Source organism: Lysobacter sp. (assembly GCA_013141175.1).
Classification (GTDB): domain Bacteria; phylum Pseudomonadota; class Gammaproteobacteria; order Xanthomonadales; family Xanthomonadaceae; genus Lysobacter_I.
Map to the genome: position 1 here is coordinate 3323917 of JABFRN010000001.1, position 19226 is coordinate 3343142.

19 protein-coding genes and 1 tRNA gene are annotated in these 19226 nt (G+C 66.3%); 6 read left to right on the plus strand and 14 right to left on the minus strand.

Annotation, left to right across the window (positions count from 1 at the left end; genetic code table 11):
- Nucleotides 1-233 precede the first annotated feature (233 nt).
- Nucleotides 234-1442 carry a sigma-70 family RNA polymerase sigma factor gene (locus HOP03_14620; GenBank protein NOT89396.1) on the minus strand — a complete coding sequence of 403 codons (1209 nt, stop codon included), beginning with the start codon at nucleotides 1440-1442 and terminating at the stop codon, nucleotides 234-236.
- 147 nt (nucleotides 1443-1589) lie between these two features.
- Here HOP03_14620 and HOP03_14625 point away from each other — a divergent pair, with 147 nt between their 5' ends.
- Nucleotides 1590-2237 (plus strand): hypothetical protein, encoded by a 648-nt coding sequence (locus tag HOP03_14625; GenBank protein NOT89397.1) that lies wholly within the window; start codon nucleotides 1590-1592, stop codon nucleotides 2235-2237.
- A 75-nt stretch (nucleotides 2238-2312) separates the two neighbouring features.
- Here HOP03_14625 and HOP03_14630 read toward each other — a convergent pair whose 3' ends face one another.
- Together HOP03_14630 and HOP03_14635 are read right to left on the minus strand one after the other, a co-directional pair.
- Nucleotides 2313-3182: a hypothetical protein gene (locus HOP03_14630; protein ID NOT89398.1), complete on the minus strand. Its 870-nt coding sequence runs from the start codon at nucleotides 3180-3182 to the stop codon at nucleotides 2313-2315.
- 3 nt (nucleotides 3183-3185) lie between these two features.
- Complete coding sequence (locus tag HOP03_14635) at nucleotides 3186-4094, minus strand: acyl-CoA thioesterase II (protein NOT89399.1); 909 nt, start codon at nucleotides 4092-4094, stop codon at nucleotides 3186-3188.
- A 124-nt stretch (nucleotides 4095-4218) separates the two neighbouring features.
- On the opposite strand from HOP03_14635, the gene HOP03_14640 reads away from it, so the two are divergent.
- Nucleotides 4219-5079 (plus strand): pirin family protein, encoded by an 861-nt coding sequence (locus tag HOP03_14640; GenBank protein ID NOT89400.1) that lies wholly within the window; start codon nucleotides 4219-4221, stop codon nucleotides 5077-5079.
- A 119-nt stretch (nucleotides 5080-5198) separates the two neighbouring features.
- Here HOP03_14640 and HOP03_14645 read toward each other — a convergent pair whose 3' ends face one another.
- Together HOP03_14645 and HOP03_14650 are read right to left on the minus strand one after the other, a co-directional pair.
- On the minus strand, nucleotides 5199-6206 hold the full coding sequence (locus HOP03_14645) for an NAD-dependent epimerase (GenBank protein ID NOT89401.1): 1008 nt from the start codon (nucleotides 6204-6206) through the stop codon (nucleotides 5199-5201).
- Between the two features lie 169 nt (nucleotides 6207-6375).
- A complete protein-coding gene (locus HOP03_14650; protein NOT89402.1) occupies nucleotides 6376-7665 on the minus strand; it encodes a nucleotide sugar dehydrogenase in 1290 nt (429 codons plus the stop codon).
- Between the two features lie 283 nt (nucleotides 7666-7948).
- On the opposite strand from HOP03_14650, the gene galE reads away from it, so the two are divergent.
- Nucleotides 7949-8965: a UDP-glucose 4-epimerase GalE gene (gene galE / locus HOP03_14655; GenBank protein ID NOT89403.1), complete on the plus strand. Its 1017-nt coding sequence runs from the start codon at nucleotides 7949-7951 to the stop codon at nucleotides 8963-8965.
- Between the two features lie 24 nt (nucleotides 8966-8989).
- On the opposite strand, the gene thiD is transcribed toward galE, so the two are convergent.
- The 7 genes from thiD to HOP03_14690 all read right to left on the minus strand — a co-directional run bounded on the left by thiD (nucleotide 8990) and on the right by HOP03_14690 (nucleotide 15188).
- Nucleotides 8990-9817, minus strand: coding sequence for a bifunctional hydroxymethylpyrimidine kinase/phosphomethylpyrimidine kinase (gene thiD / locus HOP03_14660; GenBank protein ID NOT89404.1), 828 nt, complete (start codon nucleotides 9815-9817; stop codon nucleotides 8990-8992).
- 140 nt (nucleotides 9818-9957) lie between these two features.
- Nucleotides 9958-11664 carry an STAS domain-containing protein gene (locus HOP03_14665; GenBank protein NOT89405.1) on the minus strand — a complete coding sequence of 569 codons (1707 nt, stop codon included), beginning with the start codon at nucleotides 11662-11664 and terminating at the stop codon, nucleotides 9958-9960.
- Nucleotides 11661-11915 (minus strand): helix-turn-helix domain-containing protein, encoded by a 255-nt coding sequence (locus HOP03_14670; GenBank protein NOT89406.1) that lies wholly within the window; start codon nucleotides 11913-11915, stop codon nucleotides 11661-11663. Before HOP03_14670 ends, HOP03_14665 begins: the two co-directional genes overlap by 4 nt.
- Before the next feature lie 121 nt (nucleotides 11916-12036).
- A complete protein-coding gene (locus HOP03_14675) occupies nucleotides 12037-12588 on the minus strand; it encodes a GNAT family N-acetyltransferase (protein NOT89407.1) in 552 nt (183 codons plus the stop codon).
- Between the two features lie 7 nt (nucleotides 12589-12595).
- A complete protein-coding gene (locus tag HOP03_14680) occupies nucleotides 12596-13996 on the minus strand; it encodes a PhoH family protein (GenBank protein NOT89408.1) in 1401 nt (466 codons plus the stop codon).
- 125 nt (nucleotides 13997-14121) lie between these two features.
- On the minus strand, nucleotides 14122-14619 hold the full coding sequence (locus HOP03_14685; GenBank protein NOT89409.1) for a peroxiredoxin: 498 nt from the start codon (nucleotides 14617-14619) through the stop codon (nucleotides 14122-14124).
- 2 nt (nucleotides 14620-14621) lie between these two features.
- Nucleotides 14622-15188: a glycine cleavage system protein R gene (locus HOP03_14690; GenBank protein ID NOT89410.1), complete on the minus strand. Its 567-nt coding sequence runs from the start codon at nucleotides 15186-15188 to the stop codon at nucleotides 14622-14624.
- 347 nt (nucleotides 15189-15535) lie between these two features.
- Here HOP03_14690 and HOP03_14695 point away from each other — a divergent pair, with 347 nt between their 5' ends.
- Both HOP03_14695 and HOP03_14700 read left to right on the plus strand, forming a co-directional pair.
- Entirely contained in the window at nucleotides 15536-16462 is a 927-nt protein-coding gene (locus HOP03_14695) for a 4-hydroxy-tetrahydrodipicolinate synthase (protein NOT89411.1), read from the plus strand.
- 140 nt (nucleotides 16463-16602) lie between these two features.
- Complete coding sequence (locus HOP03_14700; protein NOT89412.1) at nucleotides 16603-17070, plus strand: hypothetical protein; 468 nt, start codon at nucleotides 16603-16605, stop codon at nucleotides 17068-17070.
- An 83-nt stretch (nucleotides 17071-17153) separates the two neighbouring features.
- Here the strand turns inward: HOP03_14700 and HOP03_14705 are convergent, their stop codons facing one another.
- Complete coding sequence (locus HOP03_14705) at nucleotides 17154-17477, minus strand: ferredoxin family protein (protein NOT89413.1); 324 nt, start codon at nucleotides 17475-17477, stop codon at nucleotides 17154-17156.
- Nucleotides 17478-17605: 128 nt separating this feature from the next.
- Nucleotides 17606-17681, minus strand: a tRNA-Glu gene (locus tag HOP03_14710).
- A 201-nt stretch (nucleotides 17682-17882) separates the two neighbouring features.
- On the opposite strand from HOP03_14710, the gene pcnB reads away from it, so the two are divergent.
- Complete coding sequence (pcnB, locus tag HOP03_14715; protein NOT89414.1) at nucleotides 17883-19226, plus strand: polynucleotide adenylyltransferase PcnB; 1344 nt, start codon at nucleotides 17883-17885, stop codon at nucleotides 19224-19226.

Consider the following 19226-nt stretch of genomic DNA (forward strand, 5'->3'; position numbering starts at 1 on the left):
AGGATACCCGCCCGCGTTCGCAGCCGCTGCGAACATCGCCGCAGTCGTCGATGCCTGCGTCTGCGCGATGGCCGCGTCAGAGCCTGCCGGAAGCGACCAAGTCCGCGATCACGCCGCCGAATCCGCACACGAACCCGTGCGTCGCGCCAAGCCGGCACTGGATGCGTTCGCGTCGGCGCATCTTCGCCGCCGGCACGTGCGGCGGCCACATGCATCGATCGGTGCGACGGCGTTCAACTGGGCCGCTGCTCCGCCAGCATCCGGATCGTTCCGATCACGGCGTCGACGCTGTAATGCACACCCAGATAGAAGATCGCCATCGAACCGACATACAGCACGCCGGTGATCACGATGGCGGTGGGTCCATAACTGTAGTCGTAAGCACGGTACCGGCATGCCGCGCCGACCGGGTCGCGGATGGCGTCGCGCGCGATCATCGGCTGCAGGACCCGATGGATCCGCAGCAGCGTCCACAGCGAGGCGAATTCGGTCGCCAGCGTCGCGGTCATCGCCCAGCCGAAGCTCGGCACCCACCAGGCCACGAGGAATGCGACCAGCATCAGGCTCATCGTGACGTAGAAATACAGCTGGTAGCTGCGCAGGATCGCATCGCGCTCTTCCAGCGTATCGGCGAACACCAGAAGATATTTCCGGGTCATCTGCGCGGCGATCGCACCGCCGACCATCGACATGCCGATCAGGCTGCCCATGCCGAGGATGACGGCCAGTCCCTTGCTCGCGATGCCGCCGCCGATGCTGGCGGTACCGATGGCGGTCGCACCCGCCGCTGCGGCCGGTTTGGCGACCATGCCCAACGTCGTGATGACTGCGGCGGTGAATGCCGCCGATGGCGCCGAACTGCTGGCGAAATCGCCGAAGCGCTTGAGGATGTCGTCGCGCACCAGTTGTCGTGCGCGTGAAAGGCGCTTGCGCGCAGCGGCATCGCTGATGCCCAGCAGTGCGGCGACCTGCTGCGAACTCTGGCCTTCGCGATAGAACAGCAGCAACGCTTCGCGGCTGTCGTCGGGCAACGACGAGATCAGCTCGAACGCGGCGTTTTCGCGCTCGTCCTCCAGCGCCTGCTGCATCGGCTGCGGGCCGGGGTCGGCGGCCATCGCCATGATCAACTCGGCGCTGGGTCCGTCCAGTGGCTGGTTGCGGTGCGCGCGCAGATGGTCGCGGGCGAGATTGCGGGTGATCTGGCGCAGCCAGGGCAGGAAGCTGTCCGGGCTGTGCAGGCGTTCCAGATGCTGCCAAGCATTGAGGAACGCCTCCTGGGCGATGTCCTCGCTGGTCGCCACGTCGCGGGTGATCGCCAGCGCCACGGCGGTGACGGTGTTCTGGCAGGCGGCGACGATCCGGCCGTAGGCGCCCTGGTCGCCATTGCGGGCGGCGGGCAGCTCCAACTGGATCAGGGCATCGATGGTCAGGGCGGTGCTCATGGGCGAAGGTTAGCCGGTACATTAACGAAGACAACATCAGGACGGCGTCCGGTGGGGAATGTGACCGGCTCGGTCAACGGCGCCCGCACCCGCACGTTGACAGGCCATGCAGGGCCTCCGGCCCGGCCCAAACCACGAGGACATTCCATGAAATCCATCGCCAGACTCGCGCTCGGCCTCGCCATCGCCGGCGCCGCCACCTTGACCTTCGCGCAGACCACCCAGCCCGCCGCCGGCAAACCCGCCCGCCACGCGAAGATCGACGCCAACGGCGACGGCGTCATCGATCGCAGCGAAGCGGCCAAGGCGCCGAAATTCGCCGGGCAGTTCGACAAACTCGACACCAACAAGGACGGCCGCATCACCGCCGACGAACGCCCGCAGCGCGGCATGCGCGACGGCAAAGGCGGTGGATCCGGCGGTCGCGGTGGCCAGATGCCCAAGGTCGACACCAACGGCGACGGCGTCATCGATCGCAGCGAAGCGGCGGCCAACCCGCGGATGGCCCAACACTTCGACACGCTCGACGCCAACAAGGACGGCCGCATCACCGCCGAAGAACGTCCGCAGCACGGCGGCAAGGGTGGACGTGACGGCATGCGCCAGCACATGCAGCAACTCGACACCGACAAGGACGGCCGTTTCAGCCGCGCGGAGCTTGCCGGGAAGGACCGCATGCTGCAGAACTTCGGCGCGATCGATGCCGACAAGGACGGCATGCTGAGCCGCGAAGAGATGCAGGCCCACCACAAGGCGCATCGCGGCGAACGTGGCGGCCAACGTCCGCAGAACTGATGCAATTCCCCTGCGGACACACGACCACCTCGTGTGTCCGTCAGCGGTGATCGAAAGGCCCCTGCTACGGTCCCACTACAGCACGGCGCGCTTCACTTCCCATTCCAGCCCATCGCGTTGGACTTCGAGGGTCCGGGTTTCGACCCGGGGTTTGCCGCCCTTGTCGCGATCGGCGATCCCGACCTTCACCGTGCCGCGTCCGGAACCATCGGTGAGGTATTCGCGCACATCCACCGACACCACGTTCCTGTCTTCCGCTGCGGCCGTACACGCGGATTGCGGGCGGATGCGCGCAATGTCGGTTGCCTGCAACGCAGCGATGATCGGTTTCGACGGTGCAGCGCCGTCCACGGCCAGACAGACGTCGGCGGTGTCGTGCGCGCGCAGTTCCGCTGCGATCAGCATCGCCGCCAGCGCGCTCGGCACATCCGCCCGATAGATCACTTCCGCGTTCGTCCCGACCGTGGGGCGTTCGGGCGTTATCGCTTCTTCGATCACCGGGATCGGGGGCGTAACCGCAGGCGCTGTCGCCGTTGGCAATGCAGGCTTGCGCCAGGCGAACAGCCCGGCGCCGACCGCGACGATGATCCCGACCAGCAGCGCCGACTTGATCAACAGCATCCGCCGCTTCGAGGCGTTGCCGCTGTCGGTATCGCCGGGATGCAGCAGGGCCTCCGTTGCAAGGAAACTGGTCGGCGAGCGCCCGGAATCGAGCAGCCCGGCCTCGCGCATCAACGCGCGCGCCTTCGGCTGGTCGTCCGGCCGCACGATCCACACCGCCGGCTGCGGGTCGGTGCGGGTGTCGTCGCGATAGCTGAAATTGCCGCGGCGGTTGCCCTTGTAGGAGCGGCCGTTGGTGATGCGCGCTTCCACGCCGTGCTCCTTCAACAACGCGGCGACGCGCTCGACGTTTTCCAGGCGCGGGCTGGTGAAGATTCGACGCATCGATCAGCCCCCCGATGGTTTGGCGACCGGCGCGGCATCCAGCACGCGGATCATGCCTTCCTGGGTGGTGCTGGCCACCAATCGGCCCGTGCGGTCGAAGATCTGTCCCCGCGCCAGCCCGCGCGCGCCCTGTGCGCTGGGGCTGTCGATCGAATACAGCAGCCAATCGTCCGCGCGGAACGAGCGGTGGAACCACAGCGCATGATCGAGCGACGCCATCTGCACGTTCGGCTGGTAATAGCTGATGCCGTGCGGAAAAGTCGTGGTGCCCAGCAGATGGAAATCCGACGCATAGGCGAGCAGGGCGCGATGCAGCTCCGGCGCGTCGCCCACCGTTTCGCTGAGCTTGAACCACACCTGCTGGAACGGCGGACGCTTCGGCGGGTTCAGTTCGTCGCGCGGATAGATCGGACGGAACTCGAATGGCCCCATCCGGTTCAGCCAGCGCTGCACCTTGCTCGGCAGTTTGGCCAGCGCTTCCGCCGACAGCGGCGGCGTGGGCGCGATGTCCTCGGGTTTGGGCACTTCCGGCATCGAGATCTGATGCTCGGGGCCGGGCTCGACGATCTGGAACGACGCCGCGCACACGAAGATCGGCTGCCCGTGCTGGATCGCGGTGACCCGGCGCACCGAGAAGCTGCCGCCATCGCGGGTGCGGTCCACGTCGTACACGATCGGATGTTCGATATCGCCCGCGCGCAGGAAATACGCATGCAGCGAATGCGCCGCGCGCGGGCCCTTGTCGGCATCGGCCGAATCCAGCGTCGCCTGCGCCGCCGACAGCGCCTGCCCCAGCACCTGGCCGCCGAACACGTACTTGGTGCCGATGTCGCGGCTCTGGCCGCGGAACAGATTGTTTTCCAGCCGCTCCAGCGACAGCAGATCGATCAATTCGGAGACGGGAGAGGTCATGGCCGTGCCGGTGGGGATTCGGCCGGATTATAGGCGCTCGCCCGACACGCATCGTTGCCGGCATGCGGTCGTCGTCCCGCGCTGCACGTGCGACCCTGCGCTGCCCGTATCGCTGGAGAGCGCCATGACCACTGTCGTCGCACCCCGGGTCCACGACATCGGCGGCTTCGAAGTCCGCCGCGCCGTGCCGTCCATCCAGGCGCGCAGCGTCGGCCCGTTCGTATTCGTCGACCACATGGGCCCCGCCGTGTTCGCGCCGGGGCAGGGCATCGACGTGCGCCCGCATCCGCATATCGGGCTGGCCACGGTCACCTTCCTCTGGTCCGGCGCCCTCCACCATCGCGACACCCTGGGCACGACCCGGGAGATCGGCCCCGGCGACGTGAACTGGATGACCGCCGGTCGCGGCATCGCCCATTCCGAGCGCACCCCGGCGGCGCTGCGCGAAGACGGGCATCCGCTGCATGGCATGCAGACCTGGGTGGCGCTGCCGAAAGCCGATGAAGACGCCGCACCGGCCTTCCATCATCACGCCGCCGCCACGCTGCCGCAGATCGAACGTCCCGGCGCGCGACTGCGCATCGTCGCCGGCCGCGCCTATGGCGAGGAATCACCGGTGCGCGTGTTCGCCGACACCCTGTACGTCGCCATCGATCTCGATGCCGGCGCCGAAACCGACCTCGATGCCCGCCACCGCGAACGCGCGCTCTACGTGCTCGAAGGCGAAGCGCAGCTCGATGGCGCGGACATGCCGGCGATGCATCTCATCGTCCTCGACGACGGCGTCCGCCACCGCCTGCGCGCGAAGACAGCGCTCAAAGCCATGCTGCTCGGCGGCGAGCCGCTCGACGGCCCGCGCCATCTCTGGTGGAACTTCGTATCGTCGTCGAAAGAGCGGATCGAACAGGCCAAGGAAGACTGGCGTGCCGGGCGCTTCGGTCAAATTCCGGGCGAAACCGAATTCATTCCGCTGCCTGAGCGTTGAAGCGTTTTCTTTGCGAACGTTCGGTCTTCGGCATGGGGCATGTGGCCCCGTGCGAACAGAACGCCGTGCCTTGCGCGTTCATCGTCGAGATGCGCGCGCACGCCATCGCGTCGACGCAGTCACACGCGGTAGAACGTGCGATACCACTCCACGAATTTCTTGACTCCCACGTCCACCGACGTCGTCGGCGCATACCCGGTATCCCGCGCCAGCGCACTGACATCGGCATACGTGTCGGGCACGTCGCCGGGCTGCAGCGGCAGCAGGTTCTTCTCGGCCTTGCGGCCCAGGCAGTCTTCCAGCACTTCGATGTAACGCAGCAGTTCGACCGGACTGTTGTTGCCGATGTTGTAGACGCGATAGGGCGCGGACGATGTGGCGGGGCTCGGGTTCAGCGGGTCGTGCAGCGGATCGGGGCCGGGCACGCGGTCGAGGCTGCGGATCACGCCGTCGACGATGTCGTCGATGTAGGTGAAGTCGCGGCTGTGCTTGCCGTGGTTGAACACGTCGATGGGCTCGCCGGCGAGGATTTTGCGCGTGAACAGGAACAGCGCCATGTCCGGGCGGCCCCACGGGCCGTAGACCGTGAAGAAACGCAGGCCGGTGGTCGGCAGGTTGAACAGATGGCTGTAGGTATGCGCCATCAGTTCGTTGGCTTTCTTGCTGGCGGCGTACAGGCTGACCGGGTGATCGACGCTGTCTTCCACCGCGAACGGCAGTTTGCGGTTCGAGCCGTACACCGAACTGGACGACGCGTAGACCAGATGCTCGATGTTGCGATGCCGGCAGGCTTCGAGAACGTTGAGGAAGCCGACGATATTGCTGTCGATGTAGGCGTGCGGATTTTCCAGCGAGTAGCGCACGCCGGCCTGCGCGGCGAGGTTGACCACGCGGTCCGGCTTGAAGCTGTCGAATGCCGCTTCCAGCGTCGCGCGGTCTTCCAGCGAGCCCTTGACGAACGAGAAGCCCGGCTTCGGCGTGAGCAGCGCAAGGCGCGCGTCCTTCAGCGCGGGATCGTAGTAATCGTTGAGGTTGTCATAGCCCAACACCTCGTCGCCGCGTGCGAGCAGGCGGTGGCTGAGGGTGGAGCCGATGAAGCCGGCGGCGCCGGTGACGAGGATGCGCATGGTCGTATGCCTGTTGAGCCGAGGCTGCTGGTTCGATTGTCATTCCCGCGAAGGCGGGAATCCAGTGCCTTCATGCGTGTCGATCGATCAAGACGCCGGACCCCCGCCTTCGCGGGGCGACGCTCGCTTGATTCGGATGCCGTGGTGCCGCTGAAGCGCTTTTTCGTGGTTACAGCCGGCCGTCGACCGCATCGCGCGGCAGGACCGCCTTCACGTCGAACAGCACGCTGCCCGGCTTGCCGAACCGGCGGATGCCTTCGACGCCGAGTTCGGCGAATTCGCGATGCGAGACCGCGAGGATCACCGCGTCGTAGGCGCCGGCCTGCGGTTGCGCGGTCATGGTGATGCCGTATTCCTCGTGCGCAAGCGCGGCATCGACCCAAGGATCGTGCACATCGACCTGCGCGTGGTAATTGCCCAGTTCGGCGAGGATGTCGACCACGCGGGTGTTGCGCAGGTCGGGGCAGTTTTCCTTGAACGCCAGGCCCAGCACCAGGATCTTCGCGTTGGCGATGGGCAAGCCGCGCTGGGTCATCGCCTTGATCGTGCACTGCGCGACGTGCTGGCCCATGCCGTCGTTGATGCGGCGACCGGCGAGGATCACGTCGGGGTGATAGCCGATCTGCTGCGCCTTGTGGGTGAGGTAATACGGATCGACGCCGATGCAGTGGCCGCCGACCAGACCGGGCTTGAACGGCAGGAAGTTCCACTTCGTGCCGGATGCGGCCAGCACCTCGTGGGTGTCGATGCCGAGGCGGTGGAAGATCAGCGCCAGTTCGTTGATCAGCGCGATGTTCACGTCGCGCTGGATGTTCTCGATGACCTTGGCCGATTCGGCGACGCGGATGCTGGAGGTCTTGTGGGTGCCGGCGTGGATGATGCTGGCGTACAGCGCATCGACCACATCGGCGGCTTCCGGCGTCGAGCCGGAGGTGACCTTCATGATGGTTTCCAGCCGATGCTGCTTGTCGCCCGGATTGATGCGCTCCGGGCTGTAGCCGGCGTAGAAGTCCCGATTGAACGTCAACCCCGATTCGCGCTCGACGATCGGCACGCAGACTTCTTCGGTCGCGCCGGGATAGACGGTGGATTCGTAGATCGCGATGCCGCCCGGGCGGATCGCGCGGCCGACGGTGCGGCTGGCGGATTCGAGCGGACGCAGGTCGGGGCGCTTGTATTCGTCGATCGGCGTGGGCACGGTGACGATGAAGACATTGCAACCGACCAGATCCGCCGCATCGCAGCTGAAGCGCAGTTTGTCGGAAGCGCGCAGTTCGTCCCCGGACACTTCGAGGGTGTGGTCGTGGCCCTGACCGAGTTCGGCGACGCGTTTCGCATCGATATCGAAACCGACCACCGGATAGCGTTTGCCGAAGGCGGCGGCCAGCGGCAGGCCGACATAGCCCAGACCGAGGATGGCGATACGGATGTCGTCTTGGGCGGGGAGCGCGGCCTGCATCGTGCGGAATTCCATCAAGAATGTGCGGAGTGAAGTTTACCAGCCATATCGACGACGCCACCGGCGCAGACACGATGGGACGTCGCACGACTTGCTCTGCTAGTCTTCGGTGCTGTCCCCGGCGTCCCTGTGGTGGCTTGCCCTCGGGCACGCGCAGGTATCCGGGAGTTGACGCGGAAAGCGGTTGGGCGCGGCCATGTCGGTACGCGCACGGCCGTTTCGCGCGTCGTTTCGGCGCAGCCCATTGCGCAGCACATCACTTTTACTGGCGGGCCTCGTTCCCATGCATGTTCTGGTTTGCGGCGGTGCCGGTTACATCGGAAGTCATACCTGCGTGGCATTGGCCGAGCGCGGGCATCGGGTGGTCATCGCCGACAACTTCAGCAACAGCGCACCGCCGGTGCTGGAGCGACTGGCGCGCCTGACCGGGCAGGCGCCCGACGCGCATCGCGTGGATGTGCGCGATGCCGCAGGGCTCGCGGTACTGTTCGCGGGGCAGCGCTTCGATGCCGTGATCCACTTCGCCGCGCTGAAGGCGGTCGGCGAATCCTGCGAACGTCCGCTGGACTATTTCGACAACAACATCTCCGGCACGATCACGCTGCTGAAGGCGATGCGCGCGGCCGATGTGCGGCGTCTGGTCTTCAGTTCCTCGGCCACGGTCTATGGCGAGCCGAAATCGGTGCCGATCGACGAGGACGCGCCGCTGTCGTCGACCAATCCCTACGGCCGCACCAAACTGGTGATGGAGCAACTGATCGGCGATGTCTGTGCCGCCGATCCGGGTTTCCAGGCGATCAGCCTGCGCTATTTCAACCCGGTGGGGGCGCATCCGTCGGGCCTGATCGGCGAAGCCCCGAACGGCGTGCCGAACAATCTGATGCCGTACATCTGCCAGGTCGCGGCGGGCAAGCGCGAACGGCTGCAGATCTACGGCGGCGACTGGCCCACGGTCGATGGCACCGGCGTGCGCGATTACATCCATGTGATGGATCTGGCGCAGGCGCATGTGCACGCGCTGGAAAAGCTCGACGGCGTGCGCGGCCATCTGCCGCTGAACCTGGGCGCGGGTCGCGGGGTCAGCGTGCTGGAACTGCTGCGCGCCTTCGAGAACGCCAGCGGCAGGGAAATTCCATATCGCATCGTCGATCGCCGCACGGGCGATGTCGCCGAGGTCTATGCCGACCCGTCGCGCGCCGAGCGCCTGCTGGGCTGGCGCACGCGGTTGGACGTGGACGCGATGTGTCGCGATGCCTGGCGCTGGCAGTCGATGAATCCGGACGGCTACGGCGAGACCTGAAGCGCGCTCCCGTCGTGCCGGCGGCTACGCGCGCTCGGCCGCTCCGAAGTGATCGAGCACGAGGATCCGGCTGCGTCCCGGGCGGGTGCCGAGCTTCAGCGCGCGATGGACATAGTCCGATGCGGCGCTGCAGGCATCGATCAGGGGCAGGCCGAGCGCGAGCTGGGCGGTGATCGCCGAGGCCAGCGTGCACCCGGTGCCGTGGGCGTCCAGGTCGAGCCGCGGGTGACGGATCTCGCGCCTTACCCGGTCACCGCCCTCGCGCCGCGCCGAAAACAGATCGACCACCTCGTTGCCGTCGGCGAGGTGGCCGCCCTTGAGCAGCACCGCGCCCGCACCGAGATCGAGCAAGGCATCGCAGGCGTCGCGCATCGCGTCGAGGTCGGGAATGGACCGGCCCAGCAGGAATTCCGCTTCATGCAGGTTCGGCGTGATCACCGTCGCCATCGGCACCAGGCGCTTGCGCAACACTTCGATCGCGGTGTTGGCGAGCAGCTGCGCGCCGGACGTGGCGACCATCACCGGGTCGAGCACGATATGCGGCGGACAGTGCTGGTCCAGTGCTTTGACCACCGCCTGGATCATGTCGGCGTTGGCGAGCATCCCGATCTTGACCGCAGCGATGTCGAAATCATCGAAACAGGCGTCGATCTGGGCGCGCAGGAACGCCGGGGGCGGCACTTCCACCGCCGTCACGCCCCGGGTGTGCTGCGCGGTGAGCGCGGCGATCGCGCACAGGCCGTGCACGCGATGCGCGGCGAACGTCTTCAGGTCCGCCTGGATGCCGGCGCCGCCGCCGGAGTCGGAGCCGGCGATGGTGAGCGCGGACACGGGAGGCGAGGAAATTGTCATGAGCCGATTCTGACCGAAGATGCGATCCGGTCAAAGTCGCATATGCGGCGGTGGCAGGCACCTGCCATTCCCGACAGGCCCTGCGGCGGCGGATGCCTTTCGGGACGGGCGTGCGGGTGTGTCGTATCCATCGGCAAGGATCACGACCCAAGATCGCGGCTGGCGGTGCCGGCGATCAGCTCTCCGGCCAGGACGAGCGCAGCGTCGTAATTCGGGACGATGTGCAGCGCACCTTCGCGCGGATGCAGGTGCATCTGCCCGAACACCCGTCTGGGCTGCGGCTGCAGGCCGGAGAGGACCAGGATGATGCCGCGCCGCTGGCACCGCTCCAGCAGCGCTTCCAGCGCGTGCATGCCGCTGGCGTCGATCACCGGCACCAGGCGCATGCGCAGGATGAAGACCCGGGGCGGTATCCGGAACTGGTCGAGCAGATCGTCCAGCCGGTTGGCGGCACCGAAGAACAGCGGACCGCTGATCTGGAAGGCTTCCACGCCGGCAGGCAGCCGCGCGCGCTGGTCGGGATCGGCGCCGGATTCGTCGTCGTCGCGCATCTGCATGCCGGATTGCACTTCGACCGCTTCGGCCATGCGGAACATGAAGATGAAGGCGGCGACCACCACGCCGGCCTCGATCGCGATGGTCAGGTCGAAGAACACGGTGAGGAAAAAGGTCAGCAGCAGCACCAGGCGGTCGCCCTTCGGCGCCGACAGCGTATGGCGGAAGGCTTCCACTTCGCTGATGTTCCAGGCCACGATCAGCAGGATCGAGGCGAGCGCGGCCAGCGGGACGTACTGCATCAGCGGTGCGAGCAACAGCATGAACGCCAGCAGGAACGCGGCATGCAGCATGCCGGAGACGGGAGTGCGCCCGCCGGAACGGATGTTGGTGGCGGTGCGTGCGATCGCGCCGGTGGCCGGCAGGCCGCCGAACAGCGCCGACACGGTGTTGGCCAGGCCCTGCGCAACCAGCTCCATGTTGGAACGATGCCGCCCGCCGGTCATGCCGTCGGCGACGACCGCCGACAACAGCGACTCCACGCCGGCGAGGAATGCGATGGTGAACGCGCTGGGCAGCAGTTCGCGCATGCGCTCGAACGGAATCTGCGGGAAATCGAAGCTCGGCAGCGCCGAGGGCAGGCCGCCGAACTTGGTGCCGATGGTTTCCGCCGGCAGCGCGAAGCCCATGCAGACCAGCGTGCACAGCAGCAGCGCGATCAGGAATCCGGGCCACGCCGGACGCCAGCGCCGGAGCACCAGAATCGCGATCAGCCCCAGCAGGGTCAGCGCCACGGCTGCAGGCTGGGTGGTGGCGATGTGCTTCGCGTACGCGGCCCAGCGCGGAATGAATTCCGCCGGCACCTGGCCCATCTGCAGGCCCAGTGCGTCCTTGATCTGGCTGGAGAAGATGCTGACCGCGATCCCGGCGGTGAAGCCGGTGACCACCGGCTGCGGCATGTATTTCATCAGTGTGCCGAGCCGCAGCAGCCCCGCCGCGATCAGCATCAGCCCGGCCATCAGCGTGCACAGGATCAGCCCGCCGTAGCCGAACTTCGCGATCACCGCGAACACCACCGGAATGAACGCCGCCGTCGGCCCGCCGATCTGGACTTTCGAGCCACCGAAGAAGGAGATCAGGAAGCCGGCGATGATCGCGGTGTGCAGGCCTTTTTCCGGCGTGGCGCCGCTGGCGATCGCCAGCGCCATCGCCAGCGGCAGGGCGATGATCGCGACCGTCAGCCCGGCGACCGCATCGGCGCGCAGGTCGGCGGAGCCGTAGCCGCGCCCCAGGGCACTGAAGGTCTTGGGCCGGAATTCGCGGAAGTACGCACGCCATTCGCTGCGATTCACTGGTCGGTCTCCTTCAGGCGGACGCCGCGACCCTTGGCCTGGCTGATCTGCTCATTGCCGATCAGTTCGACGCCGGCGGTCTCGATGGCATTGATGATCCTGGTCAGGGAGCCGACCACGCCGCGCACATTGCCATCGCTGGCTTCCATGCGTTGGATCGTCGGCAGCGAGACACCCGAGAGTTTCGCCAACTGCCGCTGGTCGATCCCGAGCAGGGCCCGGGCGGCACGCATCTGGGACGCGGTGATCATGAATGGACTCCTGTGAGTACAGGGAGATTATCCACTCATGGGATATCAAACATCAATGATAAGACATCATTGGTGATGTTTTAAACATCATTTCGGCTGAACCGTTACGAACGTCCGGTGGTCAGCGAACGTCGAGATCAGCGGGAATCAGCGAATGCACGATCGCTTCGCGCGGGTCGCCGTCGACGAGGATCCCGTTGCGGGCGATGCCTTCGCAGACCGCGCCGAGCTTGATCGCCACCCGCAGGCTGGCGCGATTCTCCGGCAGCACCTGGATGACGATCCGCTGCAGGCCGAGCGTGTCGAACCCGAATCGTGCCGCCTGCTTCGCGGCCTCGACGGCAACGCCGCGTCCGCGCGCAGAGTCGGCCACCCAGTAACCGAGATGCGCCGAGCGCGCAGCGCGGATGCGATGGTTCAGGCCGACGCTGCCGAGCAGCGCGCCGGTCGCGGTATCGAATGCACCGAAGTGGAATTCGTCTTCGGCTTCGCGCATGCGCTGGCAGTACGCGATCCATGCCGCGCTGTCGTCGCGCGAGTAGCCCGGTTTCGCCCATGGCAGCCATTGCGACAGCGTGGGCAGCGATGTCGATATCGTGTCGAACAAAGCATCGGCATCGCTCGCCGTCCATGGGCGGATGAGGATGCCGTTGCGCGTACCGGGCGTGCTCATGTCGCGATCACAGGACCTCGGACGCGTAGTCCGCCAACCGCGAGCGCTCGCCGCGCTTCAGCGTGATGTGCGCGCTGTGCGCCCAGTTCTTGAAGCGATCGACGGCATAAGTAAGGCCGGAAGTGGTTTCGGTGAGATAGGGCGTATCGATCTGTTCGACGTTGCCGAGGCAGATGATCTTGGTGCCCGGGCCGGCTCGGGTGATCAGCGTCTTCATCTGTTTCGGGGTGAGGTTCTGCGCTTCGTCGAGGATCAGCCAGCGGGTCAGGAAGGTCCGGCCGCGCATGAAATTCAGCGAACGGATCTTGATCCGCGAGGCCAGCAGATCGTTGGTCGCGGCGCGGCCCCAACTGCCGCCGTCCTGGGTGTTCGGCATCAGCACTTCGAGATTGTCGGTCAGCGCGCCCATCCACGGCGTCATCTTCTCCTCTTCGGTGCCGGGCAGGAACCCGATGTCCTCGCCGACGCTGACGGTCGCGCGGGTCATGATGATTTCGCGGTAGCGCTGCTGGTCCATCGTCTGCGCCAGACCTGCGGCAAGCGCGAGCAGGGTCTTGCCGGTGCCGGCGGTGCCGAGCAGGGTGACGAAATCGATCTCCGGATCCATCAGCGCGTTCATCGCGAAATTCTGTTCGCGGTTGCGCGCGGTGATGCCCCAGACCGCGTGCTGATGGCTGCGGTAGTCGTCGATGATCTGCAGTTCGACGAACGCGTCATCGACTTTGGCGACGCGGAATTCGGCTTCGTCGTCGCCGGGCAGGTACACGAACTGGTTCGGGTACCAGTCGTCGCCTTCGATGCGCGCGACCTTGTAGTAGGTGCGTCCCTTCTCGGTCCACGACTTCAGTCCGTCGCTGTAACGCTGCCAGAAGTCTTCCGGCAGCGCGGAGGTGCCGGTGTAGAGCAGGCTGAAATCGTCGAGCGCGCGGTCGTTTTCGTAGTCCTCGGACGGAATCCCGGCGATCGCGCCCTTGATCCGCAGGTTGATGTCCTTGGACACGAACACCACCGGCACTTCGGGCTCCGCTTCGCGCAGGGCGAGGATCGCGCCGAGGATCTGGTTGTCCGGCATCACCGCGCCGAAGCGCTTGGCCGAATCGAAACTGCCGGTCTGGAAGCGCAGTTTGCCGATGCTGTCGGCGGCGCGCAGTTGCAGGCCTTTCGGCCGCGACAGCGTCAGGCCGGTGGCGATCTTGTCGCTGCCGTGGGTTTCGATCAGCTCGTTGATGAAGCGGCTGACCTGGCGCGCATTGCGGCTGGCTTCCGAGGTGCCTTTCTTGGCGTTGTCCAGTTCCTCGATCACCTGCATCGGCAGGAACACATCGTGTTCCTCGAATTTGAACAGTGCGGTCGGGTCGTGCATCAGCACGTTGGTGTCGAGGACGTAGATGCGCTTGCCTTTGGTCATCATGCGTGGGCGCTACCGGTTGCGGGAGTCGGAAGGGAAGGGGCACGAAACAGGATCATTCAGGCGACCGAAAACCACCGCAGCCCGCGTTGCGGGGCGATGGCCGGCATTGCGAAGACGTTGGATCACCGGGCCTGGGCAGCCTTCAGCGCGTCGAGCACGGCTTGGGCGTGCCCGGGGACTTTCACGCCGCGCCATTCGGCGGCGAGCTTGCCCTTGGGATCGATCAGGAAGGTGCTGCGCACGATGCCCAGCACTTTCTTGCCGTACATGTTCTTTTCGTGGATCACGTCGAAGGCCTTGCACAGCGCTTCGTCGCCGTCGCTGACCAGCAGGAAGTCGAAGCCCTGCTTGGTGCAGAAGTTCTGGTGCGATCTGATCGAATCGCGCGATACGCCGAGCACGGTGGCGTCGAGTTTCGTGAACTTCGGCAGCAGCGCGTTGAAATCGATGCCTTCGGTGGTGCAACCCGGGGTCGAATCCTTCGGGTAGAAATACAGCACCAGCCATTGGCCCGCGTAACCGGAAAGCCTGGCGGTGCTGTCGTCGGACAGCGCCAGCGGCAGCGAGAGCGTGGATTTCGGAAGCGCTTTGCCGGCTTGCAGCTTGGTGGCGTCGGTCATCGTCAGAACTTCATCGGGTCCATGATCGCGTCGAGGTTCAGATGGTCGCAGAACTCCAGGAAATCGTCGCGCAGGCCGGCGATGTGCATGTCCGCCGGCACGCCGATGGTGACCTGCGCGGAAAACATGTCGGCGCCGGTCTGCATCGCACGGTAGCGCGCACAGTGCAGGCTCTCGATGGTGATGCCCTGGCGGTCGAAGAAATCGGCCAGTTGGTAGAGGATGCCCGGCTTGTCCGCGGCGACCACTTCAACGACGTACGGCAACAGGTTCGATTGCAGCGGCTTCGGGCCGGTGCGATACCAGATCAGTTTGAAGCCTTCCTCGCGCTCCAGCTTGGTGAGCATGGCTTCGAGCTTGGCGATGGCGTCCCAGGGGCCTACCGCCAGCGCGGTGACCGAGACATCGCGGCCGACCGTGGACAGGCGCGAGTCGACAAGGTTGCAGCCGCTGTCCGAGATCCTCCGGGTCACCGCCAACAGGGGCGACTGCGGATGCGTCGTATAGGCGTTGATCAGCAGGTAGTTCTCGTTCGGCGCAGGCCGTGCGGCGGTAGCAGAATCGGTCAAGGTGGCGTCCGCGGCGAGGGAAAGTGTTGCGAAGTGGTTCGATCGACGGCCGGTCGCGCCATGCGCGGTCCGGACGTCCCCAGCATACTTGGCCGTGGTTTCAGGCCGCAAGCGAAGTCTGACGATTGTGCGGGCGGTGCCTGCGCGGTCTTGCAGGCGGTTCGCATGCCGGCATGCAAGTGGTTGATTCGCATGACCGGGAACGGGCCATGCCGGGTGCGCATGATGCCATCTGCCGCCACCGGGCGTATTCGCGAAGGATGGAGTGTTCAGACCTTCCCAAGTAACATCCGGAACTCCGGCGCCGGACTCCCGCGCCGTCCCTCCAGGCACTCCAAGGTATCCGCGTGCATCTGTCCGGCAGCATCACCGCGCTGGCGACGCCGTTCACGGCGTCCAGCGATCCCGATGGCGAACTCGATCTTCCGGCGTGGGACCGTCTCATCCAGGCGCAGATCGCGGCCGGAACCCAGGGCGTGGTGGTGGCCGGTTCGACCGGCGAGGCCAATGCCCTGTCCGAAGAGGAATACGAAACCCTGTTGCGCCGTGCCGTGGCCGTGGTTGGCGGACGTATTCCGGTGCTGGCGGGGACCGGGCTGCCGAATACCGCGAAAACCATCGAAATGACCCGCCGTGCCGCCGCGTGGGGCGCAGATGCCGCGCTGGTGGTCGCGCCGCCCTATGTGCGACCGACGCAGGCGGGCCTGATTGCGCACTATCGCGCGATCGCCGATGACGGCGCATTGCCGGTGGTGCTGTACAACGTCCCCGGGCGCACAGGCTGCGATCTGCTGCCGGCCACCGTCGCCGAACTGGTCGCGCATCCACGGATCGTGGCGATCAAGGAAGCGAGCGTCGAGCCCGGACGCATGACCGAACTCCTCGCGCTTCGCTCGCCATCGTTCGCGGTGCTGTCCGGCGACGACCCGACCGCCGCGCGCGCGATGCTGGCCGGCGCCGACGGCGTGATCTCGGTGGCTTCGAATGTGATCCCGGCGGCCATGCGCCGGCTTTGCGATCTCGCCCGTTCCGGCAGGCACGCGGACACGCACGCGCATGCGGCCGAACTGCAGCCGATCTTCGATTTCATGGGTATCGAGCCCAACCCCATTCCGGTCAAGGCGATCCTGGCGCGCCAGGGGATCGGCCACGGCCTGCGCCTGCCGTTGACCGCGCTGTCGTCGGTCCACGCGACCGGGGCCCAGGTCATTTCCCACCGGATCGTCGAGATCGAACGCGCCGCATCGGCTTCGCCCGCTGCACGGGCCGGGTGAACACGTTCGTGCCGGCTGTCCTTCACCGTATTCCGGGCCCGTTGCCCGCACCGCTTTTCCGAGGAGAACCCATGTCATCGATTCGTCCGAACCACCGCAATGCCCTGTCCCTTGCCGCGAGGATCGCGATCGTGGTCGCGATGTCCGTCGCTGTCATCGGCGCATCGGGTTGCCGCTGGTTCCACAAGAAAGACGTGTACGCGCTGGAGACCGACGCGCGTCCGCTCGAATTCCCACCCGCGTTCGACGCGACCGAAGCCGAGCGCAGCCTGGCGACGACCGCCAGCGGTTCGGTCACGCGGTCTTCGCTGCCCGGCGCCGAACCGACGACGCGTGCGCTCGGCTTCAGCGTCCCCGGCGATCGTGCGACGGTGTTCGCACGGGTGGGCGAGCTGCTCGGCGCCACGCCGGGCCTGACCATCGCCAGCCGCGCGCAGTTGCTGGGCGCATTCGATGTCGATTACGAAGGCCAGAAGTTCCTGATCCGGATCAGCGAGGGCAGCAGCGGCAGCAACGTCTCGGCGGTCGATCCGCGCGGTCAGCCGGCCGACAACGCAGCCGCCTCCAAGGTGATCGCGGCGCTGCGGGCGGCACTGGTCAAGAACTGATCCGCTCCAATGGCCGGAATGCGGAACGGGCGCCGAAAGGCGCCCGTTTCCGTTGCGACGATATCAAGGCCGACAGCGCCGGATCAGCGCTCCAGCAGCGGCAGTTTGTCGATCTTGCCTTCCCAATCCTTGGCATCGGGCAGGGCGTCTTTGCGGGTGGTGATCACCGGCCACACCGCCGACAGTTCCTTGTTGAGCGCGGCGAAATTTTCCTGGCCCGCAGGCACGTCGTCCTCGGGGTAGATCGCATTGATCGGGCATTCCGGTTCGCACAGCGTGCAGTCGATGCACTCGTCCGGATCGATCACCAGGAAGTTGGGGCCTTCATGGAAGCAGTCCACGGGGCAGACTTCGACGCAATCGGTGTACTTGCACTTAATGCAGTTTTCGGTGACGACGAAAGGCATGGTTCGATCCGGGGCAACGAGAGCTGACAGGCGGGCAGTGTAAGGCGAGGCGCGCGGTACGCGAAGCGGCCGGGACCACCCCATGTCCAGACGACGAAGCCCGCACATCGCTGTGCGGGCCCCGGAGTTGGCGCTCCCTACGGGATTCGAACCCGTGTTTTAGCCTTGAGAGGGCCACGTCCTGGGCCTCTAGACGAAGGGAGCAGTTGAACTGCGCTCCATCGACAACGCGCGGACATGGTTGCCCGGAATCGTCGCTAGGGATCCGCCCTTCGCCGCAGCAAGCGGTGGGGGGCGGACAGGCTGCTAGTATAGCGGGTCATTCCGGAGGATGAACAACGATCCGGATCCAGGGATCCGACTTCGGGGATCCGAACCGACTCCGACCCGCCCGCGCTTTCGACCATGGTTTCAATGACCGATCCCACACTCCTGCCGACCGCGCCGCGCACCATTCCCCGTGATCAACACGCGATTTCGCGCAAGGACATCAGTCCCAGCGCGCTGCGCGTGCTGTACCGCCTGCATGAGGCCGGGTACGGGGCGTATCTGGTCGGAGGCGCGGTGCGCGATCTGTTGCTGGGCGAGCATCCGAAGGATTTCGATATCGCCACCGACGCCACGCCCGAGCAGGTCAAGCATCTGTTCCGCAATTGCCGGCTGATCGGCCGCCGCTTCCGCCTGGCGCACGTGGTGTACGGTCGCGAGATCATCGAAGTGGCCACCTTCCGCGCCAACAGCGACGATGGCAGCGGCGACCGCGAGCAGGACCAGGAAGGCCGGGTGCTGCGCGACAACGTCTACGGCAGCATCGAGGACGACGCGGTCCGCCGCGACTTCACCGCCAACGCGCTGTACTACGCGATCAGCGATTTCTCGGTGCGCGATTACGTCGGCGGCTTCGAGGACGTGAACAACCGGGTGATGAAGCTGATCGGCGACCCGGAAACCCGTTACCGCGAGGACCCGGTGCGCATGCTGCGCGCGGTGCGACTCGCGGCCAAACTGCGTTTCAGGATCGATCACGAAAGCGCCGAGCAGATTCCGAAACTCGCATCGCTGCTGCAGGAAGCGTCCGCGGCGCGGTTGTTCGAGGAATGCCTGAAACTGTTCCTGTCCGGCCACGCCGAGGCCAGTTTCCTCGGGCTCGAAGCCCACGGGCTGCTGGCGGGCCTGCTCCCGGAAACGGCGGTTGCGTTGGCTTCCAATCGCAGCGGTGCGTTGCGGCGGATGCTGCTCGAGGGCCTGCGCGCCACCGATGCCCGCATCGCCGCCGATGAACCCGTCTCGCCTGCATTCCTGTTCGCGCTGCTGCTGTGGCCGGCCTACTGCCGCACGCTCGCGATGCTGCAGGCGCAGGGCGTGCATGTGGCCGAAGCCGAGCGCCGCGCCGCCGATCGGGTCACCTTGCATCAGGTCACGACCGTGGCCCTGCCGCGCAGGTTCTCGCTGCCGATGCAGGAGATCTGGCTGCTGCAGGCGCGGTTCGCCCAGCGTCAGCGCAAGCGCGTGGTCCGGTTGCTGTCGCATCCGCGCTTCCGGGCCGCCTATGATTTCCTGCAGTTGCGCCAGTCGGCATCCGACAGCCACGCCGAGGACATCGCGTTCTGGGCCGAGGCGCAGCGCGACCCCGACCATGCGCTCGAGGTTGCCGCCTTGACGGTGCAGTCGGACGAGGAAGGCGAATCCGCCGAATCCCGCGGTCCGCGCCGACGCCGCCGTCGGCGTCCCGCCGCTGTCGGGCATTGA

Excerpts from the sequence above, each read along its gene's own strand:
- HOP03_14620 (NOT89396.1), bottom strand. The coding sequence starts at position 1,442 with ATGAGCACCGCCCTGACCATCGATGCCCTGATCCAGTTGGAGCTGCCC.
- HOP03_14625 (NOT89397.1), top strand. The coding sequence starts at position 1,590 with ATGAAATCCATCGCCAGACTCGCGCTCGGCCTCGCCATCGCCGGCGCC.
- HOP03_14630 (NOT89398.1), bottom strand. The coding sequence starts at position 3,182 with ATGCGTCGAATCTTCACCAGCCCGCGCCTGGAAAACGTCGAGCGCGTC.
- HOP03_14635 (NOT89399.1), bottom strand. The coding sequence starts at position 4,094 with ATGACCTCTCCCGTCTCCGAATTGATCGATCTGCTGTCGCTGGAGCGG.
- HOP03_14640 (NOT89400.1), top strand. The coding sequence starts at position 4,219 with ATGACCACTGTCGTCGCACCCCGGGTCCACGACATCGGCGGCTTCGAA.
- HOP03_14645 (NOT89401.1), bottom strand. The coding sequence starts at position 6,206 with ATGCGCATCCTCGTCACCGGCGCCGCCGGCTTCATCGGCTCCACCCTC.
- HOP03_14650 (NOT89402.1), bottom strand. The coding sequence starts at position 7,665 with ATGCAGGCCGCGCTCCCCGCCCAAGACGACATCCGTATCGCCATCCTC.
- galE (NOT89403.1), top strand. The coding sequence starts at position 7,949 with ATGCATGTTCTGGTTTGCGGCGGTGCCGGTTACATCGGAAGTCATACC.
- thiD (NOT89404.1), bottom strand. The coding sequence starts at position 9,817 with ATGACAATTTCCTCGCCTCCCGTGTCCGCGCTCACCATCGCCGGCTCC.
- HOP03_14670 (NOT89406.1), bottom strand. The coding sequence starts at position 11,915 with ATGATCACCGCGTCCCAGATGCGTGCCGCCCGGGCCCTGCTCGGGATC.
- HOP03_14675 (NOT89407.1), bottom strand. The coding sequence starts at position 12,588 with ATGAGCACGCCCGGTACGCGCAACGGCATCCTCATCCGCCCATGGACG.
- HOP03_14680 (NOT89408.1), bottom strand. The coding sequence starts at position 13,996 with ATGACCAAAGGCAAGCGCATCTACGTCCTCGACACCAACGTGCTGATG.
- HOP03_14685 (NOT89409.1), bottom strand. The coding sequence starts at position 14,619 with ATGACCGACGCCACCAAGCTGCAAGCCGGCAAAGCGCTTCCGAAATCC.
- HOP03_14700 (NOT89412.1), top strand. The coding sequence starts at position 16,603 with ATGTCCGTCGCTGTCATCGGCGCATCGGGTTGCCGCTGGTTCCACAAG.
- HOP03_14705 (NOT89413.1), bottom strand. The coding sequence starts at position 17,477 with ATGCCTTTCGTCGTCACCGAAAACTGCATTAAGTGCAAGTACACCGAT.
- pcnB (NOT89414.1), top strand. The coding sequence starts at position 17,883 with ATGGTTTCAATGACCGATCCCACACTCCTGCCGACCGCGCCGCGCACC.